The sequence below is a fragment of the Bacillus mojavensis genome (assembly GCF_012648005.1).
GTDB classification, from domain to species: domain Bacteria; phylum Bacillota; class Bacilli; order Bacillales; family Bacillaceae; genus Bacillus; species Bacillus mojavensis.
Map to the genome: position 1 here is coordinate 3,430,735 of NZ_CP051464.1, position 16,837 is coordinate 3,447,571.

A 16,837-nucleotide genomic window follows, 5' to 3' on the forward strand; every position below is an offset into this window, starting at 1 on the left:
TGCGCAGAAAAAACTCCGGCTCATAGAACCGGAGTTTTTAATTTCTTTTCACAAGACGTTTATAGAATTTTGTAAATGGCTTAAAACGTTCATTCACGAGTCCCGTAACTTCTGCTATTATTTGCATAAATATAATTAAGATAAAGATAATAAACAGGGAAAGCCAAATTGTAGCGCTTTTCAGCACAATTGCACTGATGCTGAAAATAAATCCAATCAGGTAAATGACAATGACCGACATCCGATGTGAAAGGCCAAAGGCCATCAGCCTGTGGTGGATATGTGATTTATCGGGCGCCGAAATCGGCTGTTTGTTTAGTATCCGTCTTATGATTGCAAATGTTGTGTCAAAAATCGGCACGCCTAATATAATAATCGGAATGACAATACTGAACAATGTTACGCTTTTATACAGCCCTAACAATGAGAGAATAGAAATCACATACCCTAGAAACAATGATCCCGTATCCCCCATAAAGATTTTTGCCGGATGAAAATTGTAGAACAAAAATCCGAGCGTACTTGCGATAACCACCAATGAAAGTGACAGAATGAGTACTTTTCCGCCGGATAGCGCCATAACTGCGATCGTGGACAGGCCAATAACAGAAAGGCCTGCTGCAAGGCCGTCTAATCCGTCAATCAGGTTCATCGCGTTTGTGATGCCGACAATCCATAATACAGTCAGCGGATATGCCATCCAGCCCAATTCAAACCGTTCAGCTAAAAAAGGTACTGAGAAAAAGTCCATTTTTAAACCCGTGCTAACAATCATAATAGCCACGGCTAATTGAATAATAAATTTAACTTTTGCGCTTAATTGATATTTATCGTCTAAGATTCCCAACACAATAATGATAAATGCCCCAACTGTGATAGCCGTCATTCTTGTTTCTGTGTATATACCGGATACAAGCACGCCTGTAACCACCCCGATAAATATGGCCAGCCCGCCCATTCGGGGCATGATTTTATCATGTACTTTTCGATTGCCGGGCTGATCAACTGCACCTATTTTAATCGCAATCCTTTTTACGATTGGGGTTATGATTAAAACCGTTAGCAGCGAGACAATAAACGCAACAACAATGCGAATCATGCGTTCGTCAAGCATAAAGAAGTCTCCTTTGGAATTATATGAAGTCTTTATTTTAGAGAACCGTTCCTTCCATTATACCTTCTCCTTAGTTATTATAACAAGCTTCATCAAAAAGAAACACGTATAATCAAAAAACGCGCATCCCAATTAAAGGACTACGCATGTTTTTGAATCCCTGTATATTTCATGATTTGTTTAAATAAAACATTCCAATCTTGGGTGCGGGCAATGTTTCGCCGCATCTCTTTGTATGCCTCATCTCCGCTTTTTTCAAGCACTTTCTCGCACGCAGCTATAAAATCATTATGGTCATTGCCTTCCATATATTCGTAAATATACGGCTTTTGCATTTTAGAAGTTGACGGAAGGTTAGAGCCGACGACCGGCTTTCCCGCTGCCAAAAATTCAAATAACTTAAGAGGGAAAACCGCCTGGTTATAGGATGACTTTTTATACGGCATAATCCCGATATCAATCAATTCCATAAAATGCGGAACTTCTTTCGGGTCTGCCGGCCCCGTCCATATCACATTAGAAAGCTTCAGAAGCTCTAGAAACGCTGTATCACCATTGGTGGCGTCCGGGCCGACCCATAAAAAGGTCCAATCAGGTTTTCTCAGAGCCGCTTCTTCAATCAATTTAAAATCCAGCTTTGGTTTAATTCCGCCGATAAACCCCAGTACGGCCCCTTCTCTTCCCTGCAAGATGCTTCGGTCAGGTGCCGCTTTATGTTCTGAAAACAGGTCATATTCAACACCGTTTTCAACGGTATGAACCTTTTCTCGTCCCGCTGTCAGTTTTTTATCAACTTCATTGCGCAGAAATTCCGATGAACAAGTAATGGAATCAGCACGCTCAATAATTCGCAGCTCCGCGGTTTTGATGACTTTCCGCCTGAACTCGGACAGCATATTTGAACGTCCGCTGATCGGCGCCGCCCACAAGTCACTGCAATCATAAATCACCTGATCCCAAGGATATAGTGAAGACAGCAGCGGAAATCCGGGAAACGTGTACCATAAGCAGCAGCGTTCACCTCTGGCTGAAGCGGATTTCAGCTCTTCTAATAAAGGTGAGAGCTTATGCTTATAAAACACATCGGTATATCGTCCGAAGCGAAACATTTTCTTTTGCAACAAGTCCTTTACGGCGTATTGACGGATGCCGGATTGCACTTGCTGAAATTCGATCCTTTGGGTACGCGGCGCCGGACAGACCCAGATGACTTCCTTTGTTTCTTCCTGAGCAGCTAAAAATTCAGCCAATCGGTGCCGTCTGTACCTCAATTGATCTTTTCCCCATTCAGCAGTAGCCACGATGACGTGAATCATTGCTTTTGTTTCCACCTTCATCACCTTTTCTCTCTGTTTGCGGTTACAGCCTTTTTTTTACCGCGTTTTTTGCATATTGAACAAAACACCATGTCGCTTTCATTAAATGGAGCCGTTCGATCTCCCTGTAAACAAACCATGTTTTTTTGGCAGCCTTCCATTTGTTGCTTGAAATCGAATTATTGACAAGCCGGTATTCAGCTAAACACTCATTCATTCCATAAGCTGTAAAACCCTTTTTTAAAAGAGCCAGCCATGTTGCCAAGTCTTGCCTCGTTCTAATATTCGGCATTTGAATCTGTCCCGTCTGTTCCCTGTCAATCATCACCGTTAGACAGCCAATAATGGTATTTTTAAGAGCGTCATCATATGTTAGGCTTTCGGGTGCATGAATGAATTTATCCATCGGCACCCCGTCCTGTGACATTAAGCTGTAGCCTGTGAAGGTAAACGCACAGGACCGCTCCATCATAAAATCAAGCTGCTTTTTCAGTTTGTCTTTTTTCCATTTGTCATCACTGTCCAAAAATGCCACGTAGCGCCCTTGGGCATGTTCCAGCGCTTTATTTCTAGCTATCGCGGCTCCGCTATTTTCTTCCAGATATATCACATGAATTCTTTCATCTATCTTCTCATACTGCATTAAAATGTCGCGTGTGCCGTCCGTTGAGCAATCATCCACGATAATCATTTCCCAATGAGGGTGGCTCTGATCTAACACTGATTGAATCGTGTCTTCAATATAGTCACGCGCATTATAAGAAGGTGTAATGACAGATACGAGAGGTTTCCAGTTGGTCATGATCACATCTCCATCGTATGATTTTAAAAGGATTCTCTGAAAAATTCAGGAATGACAACGAACATAAAGGCAATCGTTATGCCGATCAGAACACCCAGAACCGCTTTCTTTTTCGGGGACATTCCTCCGCCTGATGCCTCACTTACGGTTTCAGAATCAACGGCACTTGCCGCTTTCAGATTAAGCTGTGTGTTTTTCAGCTCATATAAAAATCTTTCTTTATCCACTTTGGAATCCTCACTCACCGTTTCACCTTCCAGCGCGTCAATGCTGCGGCGAATGACGGCTTCTCTTTCTTCAAACAGCTTTTGGTCGTTTTTGAGAAAGGTGGAGGAAATAGCGTTCAAAACTGATTCGGTTCTTTCCTGATCCTGATCGGCATAGCTCAAAGACAGTAATGACTTAGACTCTGATTTCACGGTGAGCTTCTCTTTGATCTCCGCAAGATCTTCATCTTTTTCGTCAGGAAGCGCCTCCTTCAAAAAAGCATCACTCCTCAGCAGGAGCGGAATCTCTTCTGTACTGTTATAAATCGGATGATCATAGCTCCCCACAGCTAAAGTAACCTCAGCTGTGTAACTCTTTTTATCCGCAATTTGAGACGGCAGTATATACCCCGCCACACCTAAAATAAGCGGCACTAATATAATCCAGATAATATTTTTCTTTATGCGCCGGGCTAATCTTATCACTATATCCTTCATATAAGTCTCCCTGCTTTTTTGTAGTCTATTTACCGGTATATGGGCTCAAGCTGCTGTCTGGATCGTCTTAAGACGTTTACAGCGGCGATGACGAGCGCCAGAAATACCCAATGGAAAAATAAATTTGAGACAGAGCTTGGGCTGATGCTGGATACCAGGAAACTGACCATAGCCGTGATGAGCCCTTCTGTGATCAGTTTTGACTGATTTTCCATTTTTCTTTCATAAAACTTGTAAAGCACCCACATGAGGTATAAATAAATGGCCAGATAGCCGAGCATGATAAGCAAGCCGAAGTTTGCCAGAATCTCTACCAGCCAATTGTGCACCTCTGTCACATTGTCAGTATCATATAAAGCATGATGCTCTAGATAATAAGACACATTTCCTGCGCCCACTCCGAATCCGTATGAGTCAAGGAAGAAGTGCCATGCGTTTTTTAATAGATTGGCCCTGGCCACGTTGGACGGAAGTGTTTCTTGGAATGAATGAGACGTCTGAGGAGCCAGAAACAGCTTCCAAAACACTGCGAATATCCGGCTGGCAAAAAGAACTGCAAAGACCGCAATTCCAGCTGCCGACAGCCAAAGGGCGATTTTTTTCAGAACAGGCGGCAAGACAATAAAAATGTAGACGGCTATTCCCGCAAAAACGCCCAGCAGACTGGCTCTAGAACCCGTCGCAAAAATTAAATACAATGCACCGAACGAGAGCAAAAGGCCAATTCCCTTTAAGTATCCATTCGTTATGTTTTTCACCATGGCAATGTAAAAAAAGAAACTGATAGACAAAAATGTCGCAAAATCATTTTGATTAAAAAAGACTGAGGTCGGATAATGCTGCTTATATTCCGGTCCGCTGTACAAAGTCGAACTCGGGAGATGATGATGCGTGATATGATTGTAAAAACCGATGATCATCAGAAATACCGTCATCACCAGCCAGATGGAATAAATAATCATCAGGCGTTCCATTTTTTGCACATACATCACAATGAGATAAATAAAAAATATCCCCATCGCCAGCAGTGCTAAATATTTCAGACCGTCTGTAACTGATTTGGCCCATAGCAAGGAAACAAGGCCATATAAAAACCAAAAGGCGAAAAAGAGCAAAATTCCTTTTACTTGCAGCCCATTCCACCTTTCAATATGTGTTCGGCTCCGCAGTACCCCGACAAGATGGAGGCAGCCTGCAGTAATGAGTAAGAGCCGATAAAGAAACAAACTAAAGAATCCAAGATGAATCGCGAAAAAAGCATTATTTAAAAAAGTGCAGGCAATCAAAATGTAGATGACGGCCATAAAAAGCTGTTCTTGTGTTGTAAATAATGCTGCAAGCGTCAGTGCAAACAGGCCGATTGCCAATACAGCGAGAACGGCAGCCATCTGCATAAGACCTGTATCTGTGCGGATGGCTCCCAGCAATAGGACGATCCCCAATATGACAGCGGCCAGTAACGCAAGCGTATGAACCGCTGAACGTTTGATACTCACATGCTTAACCCCTTTCCTGATGTTTCAGGAGCCGGCGGCCGAGCCTAAGCAGCCGGCACTTCAAACAAGTAACCCTTTTTCTTTTTATAAATTGACGCTTCCCAAATCCTTAGCCAATTCTTCCATTGGCAAAGCCGGAAAGTAGCGGTCGGAAGGTTCTGTTCCCCGAACCGCAGGACGGCCGATAGAGTGATAAATGTATCCCGCAGCCTGCATTTCTTCGAGTGAAAATATATTTCTGCCATCGATGATGATTGGCTGTTTTAAAAGCATTTTCGCTTTTACAAGCTCCATTTCTTTTACTTCCGGCCAATCGGTCAAAATAAGGCACGCGTCGGTTCCCTCCATCGCAGCATACACATCTGTGTAATACTCGGTCTGATCGCCAAGGACTGCTGATGCCTCCGGAATGGCAATCGGATCATATGCTTTCACCTGTGCGCCCAGCTGCTGCAGCATTGGAATGATATCGAGAGCTGGAGCGGACCTCACATCGTTTGTATTGGGTTTGAAGGCCAATCCGAGCACGGAAATGGTTCTCCCTTTTATGCTACCCATCACAGTTAAGAGCTTATCTACAATGTGAACACGCTGCTTTTCATTCGTTTCAATGACAGCTTCTATAAGCTTGAATGGATATCCGGCCGTTTTGGCAATTTGAAGCAGTGCGGTTGTATCCTTAGGAAAGCAGGAGCCGCCAAACCCAATACCCGCTTTCAAGAACTTTCTGCCGATCCGGCTGTCGAGCCCGACGCCGTCAGCAACTTTTGAAACGTCCGCGCCGACTCGCTCGCAAATGTTCGCGATATCGTTGATAAACGAAATCTTTGTTGCCAAAAATGCATTTGCAGCATATTTAATCATCTCTGCACTTTCTAAATTCGTTTTAATAACAGGAGCATGAAAAGGCTGATGCAGTTCCTCTATGATGGAAGCGGCTTTATGACTGGTTGACCCGATGACGGCACGCTCCATATTCATCGTGTCATGAATCGCTGAGCCCTCCCGAAGAAATTCAGGGTTGGATACAACATCAAAGGAGCATCTTCCCTTCGAAGCTTTTTGTACGATAGATTGAACCAGTTTTCCGGTACCGACTGGGACTGTGCTTTTATTGACAATGATTTTGTAGCCGTTGAGATGTTCACCGATCGTTTTCGCAGCCGCTTTGACGTATGTTAAATCAGCTTCGCCTGTTTTAGACATCGGGGTTCCGACTGCAATATAAATAATGTCTGAAGTCCGAATGGCAGACGGAATATCGTTAGTAAAAGACAGACGCTGTTCTAACACATTTTTTTCAACTAAATCTGCAAGCCCTGGTTCATAGATTGGGATTACTCCGTTTTTCAGACTTCTGATTTTTGATTCGTTGATATCACAGCAAATCACTTTATTTCCGATTTCCGCAAAGCAGGTGCCAGATACGAGTCCTACATATCCTGTTCCAATGACAGCAATTTTTTTCACAGCCCTCATCCCTCTCCTGTAAAAATTCATGTTCCTATTTATATTGGTCGCAGTTACTTACGATTAAACAGGTGTTTTCAAAACCATCTGATACTGATCGTGCAGCGCCCTGGCATTTTTTCCGGCGTCATATTGAGTGTGAATGATTTGATATAATTCATCCGCCACTTCCGGCTTCCATATTTGGTCCTGTGCGTATAAAGAGATCGTGTTTGCTAAGGCTTGAGCTGATTTCGGTTCAATCAGCAAATGGCGGTGTTTGCCGAATAATGAAGCCACTCCTCCGACATCTGTACAGATGACAGGAACCCGCAGTGCCAGTGCCTCGATTACAACTGTCGGCATTCCTTCGCTATAAGAAGGGAGCACGAACATATCTGAGGCGAGCAAATAATCTCTCACCCTGTGATTCGGCACTTGGCCTGTCACAATATGCCCCTTTTGCCTCAGTAAAGATTTTGCGGGGCCGTCTCCGACATAAACGGCTCGAGGCGCTTCCTCCATCATCTCAATGGCTTCTGATAATTCAAAAATGCCTTTTTCCTTAACGAGCCTGCCCACATAGACAGCAAGGCGCTGGTCAAGCGGGAGTCCAAGGTTTTTTCTGATGTCTTCTTTTGTCTGCTCATTTTCCTGAAAACGGCTGAGCTGTATACCGATCGGTAAAACCGTACTGTCAAAGCCGGAAAGTTTTTTGGTTTCTTCCTGAAGCTTTTCGCTGACTGCAAGAACTGCGGATGCGGAACCAACCGCAGTTTTGAAGGCTTTAAACGCACCTTTGCTGTAGTGCGGATAGACATTCACATCACTGCCATGCAAAGTCAAAATATACGGTATCCCGATTGTCTTTGCCACGACTGCCGCAGCCCCGCCCGACGGCATAGCAAAGTGCGCGTGGATCAGATCAGGATTCAAGTCATGCTGTTTAATGGTTTTTACCACAGCTGCCCCAATGCGCCGGTGTGGCTGGGCCCATTTCAGCTGGCCGGGAACAGCGGGATAGAAAGGCCTGTAAACCGGTATTCCTTTCCGTATCTCATATTCTGGTCTGGCATCCTTTTTACGATATGCCTTTTTCAGCATACGGACAGGCGCAGGGTGAAAAGGTCTTGGGCATATCACGGTGATATCCAGCCCGAGCTTCAGCAGCTCTTGCACCTGTGTTTCATGAAACACACCCTCGCCGGGTTTCAGACTGCTTGGATATACGCTTGTGATCCACAAAATCTTCATGACAAACGTCCTTTTCTTAGTAGTTTGCTTTTCATCTGAGGGTACGCTTTTCCTAAAAGAAAGAGATAGCAGAGCGCCCCAGCCGCCACTGAAATTGCCAGCCTCATCTCCGCCTGCATGCTGAAGCGTTCTGTTCCTAAACTCGCGCCGAACGCGATAACGGCCATACCCGCTGTGATCAGAAACGGCTTCATAACGGCTTTAAAATAAGCTGAAAGATTGAGATTAATGACATATGCCAGCAGCCAGCGACCGATTAGAAAATTGAAAACGCTGATGACAGCATATACCCAAGCGACAGTCAGAAGATTACCCGTCTGAACAGCTGCAAACAGCGACAAACCATACAGCAGCATAACGCCGGAGTCCCAATAAAAAGCCAAATCTGCTCTTCCTTTGGCAAGGAGCACAGAACCATTCGGATTCATCAGCACCCTGAGTATCCCGACGATGGCAAGAACATTCAGAACAGGGACAGCCGCAAGCCATTTTTCTCCGAAAACAGCTACGATAAAGGCGTCTGACACGGATACGAGCCCGATTAACAGCGGGAACGATACAAGCGCAAGCATTTTTGTCATATTCAGAAAGCCTTCTCTGATCACGCTGTTTTCGTATTTGTTTTTGGCGAAAATAGGAAACGCGACCCGCGTCACAATCGGATTAATCTTCAAAACCGGAATGGTGACAATCTGATAGGCAAGATTATAAATGCCCAGCGCTTCAGCACCGATAAACCTGCCGATTAAGATCATATCGATGTTCGCTCCCAGCCTGTTCACAAGACGGGATGAAAGCTGAAAGGCTCCAAAGGAGAAGAACTCTTTCATTCCCCTTAGATCAAAAACAAAGGATGGGCGCCATTTTTTTTGGTATACAGCCCAGAATAAAATCCCTTTGCTGGACTGCAGCAGCACCTGAGAGATCACGTATGCCAAAATCGCATCCATCATAAAAACCGCTATCGCTAAATATCCAAAGGACAATGCATTTGAAAAAATCTCTATTTTGCTTAACGTATTAAATTGCAGCTCCTTCTGCAGCATATACTGGTACTGCTGTCCAATCGGAGCAACCAAAAACATAATCCCCAAAATCCTGATGAGAAACACAAGCTCTTCTCTTTGATAAAATCCCGCAATGACGGGACTGCTCACATATAAAAGCACAAACAGCAAAATGCCGGTCATAATGTTCAGCCAATACAATGTTGACAGCTGGCGCTCCGTAGCGTCATCTCTTTGAATTAACGCAGCGCCAAACCCCATATCAAGCACGATCTGGGCAAATATTGTAACCGTTGTGATCATGCCGACGAGTCCAAATTCCGTTAAGGTCATCATATTTCCAAGCAAGGCAAACTGAACGATTTGAATGATTGTAATACAGATTGTTGAAACACTTGTCCACTTTGCGCCGCTCATGATTTGTTTTGTAATACTTGGCATCATATTCCCTACTTCTTTTTAAGCTCAGTTTGATGGTAAATGAGACGTTTATCTTGCACCATCACCTGTCAAGACTACTTTACATGTTTTTAACATAATCTTTAATTCCAACATGAAAGTCAGATTGCGAATGTAATATAAATCAAATATAAGCTTTTCCTTCGGCGTCATGTCGTAACCGCCGTTCACCTGCGCCCAGCCGCTCAATCCCGGTTTGACAGCCAGACGCTGTGTAAACCCCGGAATCTCACTCTGGAACTTTTCCGTAAACACTGGACGTTCCGGGCGAGGGCCAATCATACTCATATCGCCTTTCAGCACATTAAACAGCTGAGGGAGTTCATCAATTCGTGTTCTTCTGATAAATGCTCCAATTCGTGTCACCCGCGGATCCTGCTTCTGCGCCCAAACCGCCCCAGACTTCTCGGCATCTATTTTCATGGAACGAAGCTTATAAAGCTTAAAAGGTTTCCCGCCTTTTCCTACACGCTCCTGCGTATAGATGGCAGGCCCCGGTGTCTCCAAACAAATCAATATTGAAAATACCGCAATTATTGGCAGCGCAACCACCAATCCAATCAGCGCAAACCAAATATCCATCACGCGCTTTACTGCCAAATAACGAGCCGTTTTTTCAGATAATGCAAATGATGCTTGCTGCACTGATAATTCGCGACTCACATTCATGCTTTTTTCTGCACCCACTGACACACACCTCACGATTTGTTTGGGATGTTATGATGACCTATGCCAGTCAGTTTAGCAGACGGATGTTAATTGGTTGTAAATGGATTGTTAAGAAGTGTGAATTTGTTATTTTTTGTGACATTTCTTTGTTAACTTTTTATTGTTTTTGACACTTTTTTTAAAAACTAAGCATTATGTATAAAAAAAGAGACAAACCGTTGTTCATCGATTTGTCTCTTCAATGGAAGCATTTTAATATTGAAAGTAAAATTTTGATTTAGAGGTTGTCAGCTTGTATTGAACCTCAACCGTTTTTCTAAAAAACAACATGAAGCTTTGTTCTGCGTTCTTTTTGTCTAGGATAATTACTTGATTATCCTCTTTAGCACTGATTTTATTATTTGATGTATTTATCGCAAATTCAACTAATCTTTCTTTTTTAACATTAGACAATTGGTCAAGCAAGCCTTGAACATTTATTGTTAATTTAGTGCTATCAGGCACTAAATCAACACGTTTTATCGGCAATGAGATTTCAGACTGACCGGTATTTACAATAATTTTTGATTGATTTGGCAGACAGATTTGTTTGCCGCTAAAAATAAATGATAAATCTTTTGTTTCTGTTTCATAAGAAAGTTCAGCTTCTGTATAGGCATGTTTCTTTATATCAATCGAAAGATTATCATAATTCATTGTAAAATATGGTCTGGCGCTATAGACAAACAAAGCGTTATGCCCCAGATACATAGCTTTTGTTGAATACTTGTACGGAGCTCGATTATTCCCTACTCTTGCTCTAAGTTTGTAGCTGTCTACTGACGATTCAATGAAGAAATCCCAAACTCCTAAATCTTCTTCAGCAGATGCAATCTCATCAAACAGGCATTCAAATGTAAACGTTGAATTATCATTTGAAACTGGAGAAATGTACTTTTCCGCCTTAGTATTGCGATGAACCAATACTCCAGTAAGAGATTGGTTTTTATTCGTTTCATCATCCAGCAATTTGTGTTTAATTGTTCCTTGAATGCTGAGCACACGATCACTAAATTCTATATTCTGCAGATAATGTTCAAGTTTGTTTTTATAATTTACTTTTAATAGATCTTCAGAAACTTGATAACGCTCTAAGCTAGGATAACGTGCAATAAGATTACCTTCATGCACCGTGCAGAACTTCTTGATGTCTTGTTCCTCACGCTCATACTGGCTTAACCCTTGTAAATCATTATTCCGAATAAACAGAAGCCGTAATTTGATATGCGGTAATACAAATTGATCAGCTTCTTCAGGTACTGCATGAATAAATGATGAGAGATATTGAAACCATTCTGCTCTCTCTTCCTCTTTTTTCATTTTGATCGTGACATTTTTTGTCCGAGAGAAATCAAAATGCCTATTTAAAAATACTGCCATCAGCTTAATTTTTCTCTCTTCTTCCAAATCACTTGCTTTGATTGCAGAAATAATATCTTCCATTGCTCCATAAAAATTTTCTGGAGGAACATAAGCAACACTCATATGTTCGCCGTCTCTTTTGACCAGATAGTAATAATCATAGTCAGCTGAAACAGATATCTTCTTTGCTTTCAGATAAGCATTCATCGTGAAGACTTGATCCTCTGCTGCTTTTATGTGAGTAGGAAACGTTAAATGATTCTCTTTTAAAAGTGAAGCTTTAAACAGCTTTTGAGGCCCCAGGGTAAAAACGATTTTGGAATCAACCAAATCAACATCCGGATTTGTTTCCTTAAACATCGATTTTGGTACTCCTCTTCCGTTTATCCCTTTTAACTTTCCTAAAGTAATATCAGATTGATTCTCTTTTGAAAAATTATACCATCTCAATAATGCTTCACTGCCTAAATAATCATCGGAATCAACAAATAAAATGTACTCACCTTTGGCAATTTTTATTGCGTCGTTTCGTGGAGCACCTGGTCCGCCTGAATTTTCCGTTCTTTCAACCACAACAATGTTTTCATATTTCTGTTTATATTGATTCAATATGTCTAAAGACGAATCTGTAGATTTATCATCCACACAAATAATCTCATAATCCTCTTTAGGCATTGTTTGATTAACTAAGCTGTCAAGACATTCAGAAATAAGATCTTCAGAATTATATACAGGTATAGCAATGCTTATTTTCATCGATTACCTCACTACCCTACTGGGTCATAATAAATATTTTGATTCAGTTCATTATAGCAAAAACAAATATCAAAAAAAATATACCTAAGTTTAAATTATGTTAAACATTTACAAGGTAGTTGGATTTGAAATTCATTTTATCGTATAAAAAAGCTTGCCTGCAACTCCTGATAGGTTTGCCGACAAGCCGTGTCCAAGTAAATACTTATCTTTCTAGTAATAGCCGATAATTCCCTCATATATCGCTTGCGCTGCTTTTTCTTGGTATAAAGCACTCTTTAACTTACTTGCGTCATTTGCATTTGATATGAATGCCAGCTCCGCTAAACTGCTAGGCATCGTCGACTCTCTGATCACATGGAAGTTTCCGATTTTAACGCCTCGGTTTTGGGTATTCAGCGCTTTATAGAGTCGGTTTTGTATTTCTGTCGCAAGGCGTTTACTGTTGTCTGACTCATACTTTGTATAATAGTACGTTTCTGTGCCAGTAGCAGCCGGGCTCGCTGAATTGGAGTGAATACTTACAAACAGGTTTGCATTGTTGCTTTTGGCTTTTGCAACACGTTCAGAAAGCTCTAAAAATACATCCGTTGATCTGGCCATAATCGGTATAGCTCCGCCTTTAGAAAGTTTGCTGTTTACGAGCTTTGCAACGGCTAGGTTAACGTCTTTCTCCTTTAATCCGTTCCCGATCGCTCCGCTGTCGTATCCTCCGTGTCCAGCATCCACAAAAACCTTTTTACCTACAATTACATTTTTGAGCTGATTGACAACATTTGTTGTAACTGAAATGGTTCCCCCAAGTACAGTGAACGTATTCTTGCTGTTTGAACCGATGGCTGCTCTTGTAGCAGTCGGCAGTGAACCGGCATCCGTAAATAACATCGGACGATTTTGCTTCGCCGCCAGGACAGAACCTGCTAAAGCATCAGCATATGTATAACCATTGCTGACAAAAGCGGCTTTTGATGAAGAATAATACTTTTTCGCTATGTTTGCAGCGACCTCAAAACGGCTGTTTCCGCCGATTCTCGTTGGAGAAGGGAGCTGGCTGTAAACACTTTTTGAGACACTGATTTCTCCACCGACCACAATAGTCGATGACGTTCCTTTACTGCTCATCGCATTTTTTGTCGGTGTCGGAATTGAGCTTGCCGTTGTTAACAAAATCGGAATTCCGTTGCGTGCAGCATAAGAACCGATTGCCAGACTGTCAGCATATGCCGTTCCATTTGCGATTACTGCTTTAGAATTTGAAGACAATTTCTTAGAAATATTTTGGGCAACCTCATAGCGGCTTCTTCCGCCAATACGTTCCACTGTGGAAACACCCAGGTTTTTCATTTCACTTACAACATTGTTGGAAACACTGATCGTTCCGCCAATTACGATGACCCTGCTCGGTTTGAGCTGACTGATTCTGCTTTTAGTCGGCGCAGTCAGTTTAGATGATTCAGTTAACAGAATAGGAGCATTGTATTTATAAGCCAAAGGAGCTGCAGTTAATACATCGGCATAGGCTGTTCCGTTCGCCACAACAACTGTGCTCGCGCTGCTCCAGCCTTGTTTTGAAACATTCACAGCAACTTCATATCTGCTTGCTCCATCCAGTCTTGTGACAGAATTGGCCGCAAAAGCATTCGGTACAAACAACAAGACTCCCAATATCAGTATTGGTATGCTTTTAAGAAAGATCCGCAAAGATAGTCCCTCCAAAGATTAATAATGATTCATACATCAAATAACGAACGAAGGAGGCAGAAGCGCCTCCCTAAACTTCTATCAACCTTTTAATAGCTTGATAGAGTCGTTCCCGGATAGTAAAAATTTAAAATCGTTGTATATGATTGCCCGGCAGCAGCTCTGGCATTGGCCCCGTACTGACTCATGCCTATACCGTGTCCGTAGCCTTTACCGCTAATGATAAAGGCACTTGTATTGCTTGAGACAGACGCATATGTACTCTTCATATTTGAAGCGCCCAGCATTGTTCTAAGCTGTGTCGTCGGTACAGAAATTGTCGCTGTTTTTTCGCTCAAACTTCCATTGGAAAGGATGTAACCTTTTGATTTCTCTTTTGCGAAATATGAAAATGTTACATCTGCTGTTTCCGGACGCTGGCCGGCTGTTTTTGCCGTACTGAATTTCACACTGGAAATTTTCGTGATTTTGATAGACTCGGCACTGGTGTATTTATTTTTAATAAACCAGCTTTTCAAACCGCTTAAATAGGCAGAGTTTGTTTCATTTTTAGAGCTCCACCACGATCCCGGGCTTTTCAGATTCAGACTGCTTTTATCAAGCTGGGTCTTGTTTAATGACAGGGACCAGCTGATTTGCGGGTCGTACGTATCTTTTTTGGCGATTAAATAAGGAAGCTTGCTGCTCCAGACCTCGTCGCTCGCTTCTGTATACCCGCCGTTACTTGATGAATACGTAGCTGTAATCAAATTCCCATTATATTTCAAGACTTTTCCTTTTGTGGATTCCACCACTTCAGAAGTTTTCGAATTCCAGTCATAGCCGCCGTAAACCTGAAAAGCTGTAGTATCTTTCACTTCTTTTCCGGCCGAGCTGATAGAATAGGTTCTCGCTGCGACAGCTTGAGCCTTTAACGCCTCTTTCTGCCAGCTTGCCGGCATTTCGTGCGGAACAACACCCTTTAAATAATCCTCAAAAGGGATATCCACGTTGATGGGACGAATGTACTTGCCGGACTCAATCGTAAATTTCATGTTTCCGAGATACGGCGTTCCATTCAAGTTAATAGAATTCGTTGTTGCGTATTTTTTAGGCTTTGCTGTAAATGAAGTGCCCAATGTTTTAATGGCAGTGGTGTTTTTATAGAGTACTAGGTTTCCGCCGGACAATTTAACTGAATAACCTGTCCCCGCAAAGGTATCAGCCAGGTTATTTTTCAGCGAATCACTGATGGAGATGCTTCCTCCAAGCAGAGCAAATGACTGTGTCCCTTTTTCTGCCACTACATCAGCGACTGGTGACGGCAGGCTGCCGGACTCAACAAGCAATAAAGGACTTCCCTGCTTTGCTGCAAGCACAGACCCCGTCAATGCATCCGCAAAGGTTTGGCCGTTCGACATGAAAACCTTTGTTGCTTTCATATTTAATTCTTTTACGATATTGGCAGATACTTGATAACGTGAAACCCCGCCAATCCGTTTCACAGTCGCTTGTTTTTTTAATGTGGCTTCCACGCCAGTGCTGACACTCAACGGACCGCCGACAATTGTAACCTTGCTCGGAATTTTGTAATCGCTGCGGATGTTATTGTCTCCCGCAAGTAATATCGGATAACCGTTCATTGCAGCATATGGCGCAATTGACAGGGCGTCTGTAAAGACCATGCCGGTTGCAACTACAGCTTGACTGTAATTCCCCATGCGGTCGGCTATGTTTTTAGAAACCTCATAACGGGTAGCCCCGCCAATCCGATCAATAGAACCATATTTTTTCAATGTGTTTTCTACATTTTTAGAAACGCTTATTGTCCCGCCAATAATGAGGATATTATCAGGGTTTAATTTTGCGATTTCGCTTTCTGTTTTAGGTGTTAATGAATTCGCATCTGTTAACAGAATCGGAGCATCGTATTTTTTAGCCAGCGGAGTTGCTGAGAGTGCATCAGCAAAGGCATCTCGGTTCACTATGACTACAGTTGTAGGGTTTGTCCAGCCCGCGGAAGCAACATTATTGGCAACATCAAAACGGGTAGCTCCCCCATACCGCTCTGTATCTGCAATTCTTGAGCCAGAGATCTCATAACCACCTGTGATATCCACATCCAGACTTGACTTACTGCCTACATAATTACTCAGCTTTACCGAAATGGTTTTATCAGCTGCTTTTGCAGACTGCATAAATGCAGGACATGCAATAGCAGCTGCAGTGACTGACGATAGAAGCAAAAGCTTCATTTTCTTCAAAATATGTAACCCCCTAAGAAGTTAAATTACTTCGTCTCTAAATCTTTAAGCTCTAAGGCGCCATTTGTTCCTTTAGTATATTTGACAACAACTTTTTGTCCTTCTGACATGCTGTTCATTTTGTCCTGAAGGTCTGAACCAACCTGAATCGAAGTTTCTTTACCATCAATAGTGACTGCAATCGTATGGCTGTCTGCTAAACCGGCAAACGTACCTTCCTTTGTAACCGTCTCTTCAGCAGCCGCATCCTGGCTTTCTGAATTTGTCTCTGAACCTGTTTTGTTCTCAGCTGTGCCACATGCAGATAAAAGAAGCAGCATTGAGAACATTAAAATAGCGATTTTTTTCATTCCTATATCACCTCTCATCTTTTTATCGACAATTTTAAGCTTATTTTAAGATTTCTTTCAAAACAACGAAAATTTTTTGCGGATTTTCTTAAATTACCGAAACATTTGTTACAAAC

The 16,837-nt window shown here is 42.4% G+C and carries 13 protein-coding genes; all 13 read right to left on the reverse strand.

Features of this window, described 5'->3' with window-relative positions; translation table 11 throughout:
- Window positions 1-37: 37 nt before the first annotated feature.
- The 13 genes from HC660_RS17930 to HC660_RS17990 all read right to left on the reverse strand — a co-directional run bounded on the left by HC660_RS17930 (window position 38) and on the right by HC660_RS17990 (window position 16,721).
- Entirely contained in the window at window positions 38-1,114 is a 1,077-nt protein-coding gene (locus HC660_RS17930; protein ID WP_010332075.1) for a glycosyltransferase family 4 protein, read from the reverse strand.
- Window positions 1,115-1,254: 140 nt separating this feature from the next.
- A complete protein-coding gene (tuaH, locus tag HC660_RS17935; RefSeq protein ID WP_168749511.1) occupies window positions 1,255-2,445 on the reverse strand; it encodes a teichuronic acid biosynthesis protein TuaH in 1,191 nt (396 codons plus the stop codon).
- Window positions 2,446-2,473: 28 nt separating this feature from the next.
- Window positions 2,474-3,232 carry a teichuronic acid biosynthesis protein TuaG gene (tuaG, locus tag HC660_RS17940; RefSeq protein ID WP_010332077.1) on the reverse strand — a complete coding sequence of 253 codons (759 nt, stop codon included), beginning with the start codon at window positions 3,230-3,232 and terminating at the stop codon, window positions 2,474-2,476.
- A 23-nt stretch (window positions 3,233-3,255) separates the two neighbouring features.
- Window positions 3,256-3,936: a teichuronic acid biosynthesis protein TuaF gene (gene tuaF / locus HC660_RS17945; RefSeq protein WP_168748870.1), complete on the reverse strand. Its 681-nt coding sequence runs from the start codon at window positions 3,934-3,936 to the stop codon at window positions 3,256-3,258.
- Window positions 3,937-3,965: 29 nt separating this feature from the next.
- On the reverse strand, window positions 3,966-5,432 hold the full coding sequence (tuaE, locus tag HC660_RS17950) for a teichuronic acid biosynthesis protein TuaE (RefSeq protein WP_168748871.1): 1,467 nt from the start codon (window positions 5,430-5,432) through the stop codon (window positions 3,966-3,968).
- 84 nt (window positions 5,433-5,516) lie between these two features.
- On the reverse strand, window positions 5,517-6,902 hold the full coding sequence (gene tuaD, locus HC660_RS17955) for a UDP-glucose 6-dehydrogenase TuaD (protein ID WP_168748872.1): 1,386 nt from the start codon (window positions 6,900-6,902) through the stop codon (window positions 5,517-5,519).
- A 63-nt stretch (window positions 6,903-6,965) separates the two neighbouring features.
- Window positions 6,966-8,135: a teichuronic acid biosynthesis protein TuaC gene (tuaC, locus tag HC660_RS17960; RefSeq protein ID WP_168748873.1), complete on the reverse strand. Its 1,170-nt coding sequence runs from the start codon at window positions 8,133-8,135 to the stop codon at window positions 6,966-6,968.
- Entirely contained in the window at window positions 8,132-9,583 is a 1,452-nt protein-coding gene (gene tuaB / locus HC660_RS17965; RefSeq protein WP_168749513.1) for a teichuronic acid biosynthesis protein TuaB, read from the reverse strand. The genes tuaC and tuaB overlap by 4 nt, the downstream gene beginning before the upstream one ends.
- Window positions 9,584-9,631: 48 nt before the next feature.
- Complete coding sequence (locus HC660_RS17970; RefSeq protein WP_168748874.1) at window positions 9,632-10,288, reverse strand: sugar transferase; 657 nt, start codon at window positions 10,286-10,288, stop codon at window positions 9,632-9,634.
- Between the two features lie 234 nt (window positions 10,289-10,522).
- Window positions 10,523-12,427 carry a glycosyltransferase family 2 protein gene (locus HC660_RS17975; protein ID WP_168748875.1) on the reverse strand — a complete coding sequence of 635 codons (1,905 nt, stop codon included), beginning with the start codon at window positions 12,425-12,427 and terminating at the stop codon, window positions 10,523-10,525.
- A 213-nt stretch (window positions 12,428-12,640) separates the two neighbouring features.
- Window positions 12,641-14,128 (reverse strand): N-acetylmuramoyl-L-alanine amidase, encoded by a 1,488-nt coding sequence (locus HC660_RS17980; RefSeq protein WP_168748876.1) that lies wholly within the window; start codon window positions 14,126-14,128, stop codon window positions 12,641-12,643.
- An 89-nt stretch (window positions 14,129-14,217) separates the two neighbouring features.
- On the reverse strand, window positions 14,218-16,371 hold the full coding sequence (locus HC660_RS17985; protein ID WP_168748877.1) for a SpoIID/LytB domain-containing protein: 2,154 nt from the start codon (window positions 16,369-16,371) through the stop codon (window positions 14,218-14,220).
- A gap of 26 nt (window positions 16,372-16,397) precedes the next feature.
- A complete protein-coding gene (locus tag HC660_RS17990) occupies window positions 16,398-16,721 on the reverse strand; it encodes an acidic lipoprotein LytA (protein WP_168748878.1) in 324 nt (107 codons plus the stop codon).
- Window positions 16,722-16,837 lie beyond the last annotated feature (116 nt).

Bases quoted from the DNA above. Each gene is read 5' to 3' on its own strand.
- HC660_RS17990 (WP_168748878.1), bottom strand. From the start codon at position 16,721: ATGAAAAAAATCGCTATTTTAATGTTCTCAATGCTGCTTCTTTTATCT.
- HC660_RS17975 (WP_168748875.1), bottom strand. From the start codon at position 12,427: ATGAAAATAAGCATTGCTATACCTGTATATAATTCTGAAGATCTTATT.
- tuaF (WP_168748870.1), bottom strand. From the start codon at position 3,936: ATGAAGGATATAGTGATAAGATTAGCCCGGCGCATAAAGAAAAATATT.
- tuaG (WP_010332077.1), bottom strand. From the start codon at position 3,232: ATGACCAACTGGAAACCTCTCGTATCTGTCATTACACCTTCTTATAAT.
- tuaC (WP_168748873.1), bottom strand. From the start codon at position 8,135: ATGAAGATTTTGTGGATCACAAGCGTATATCCAAGCAGTCTGAAACCC.
- HC660_RS17930 (WP_010332075.1), bottom strand. From the start codon at position 1,114: ATGCTTGACGAACGCATGATTCGCATTGTTGTTGCGTTTATTGTCTCG.
- tuaB (WP_168749513.1), bottom strand. From the start codon at position 9,583: ATGCCAAGTATTACAAAACAAATCATGAGCGGCGCAAAGTGGACAAGT.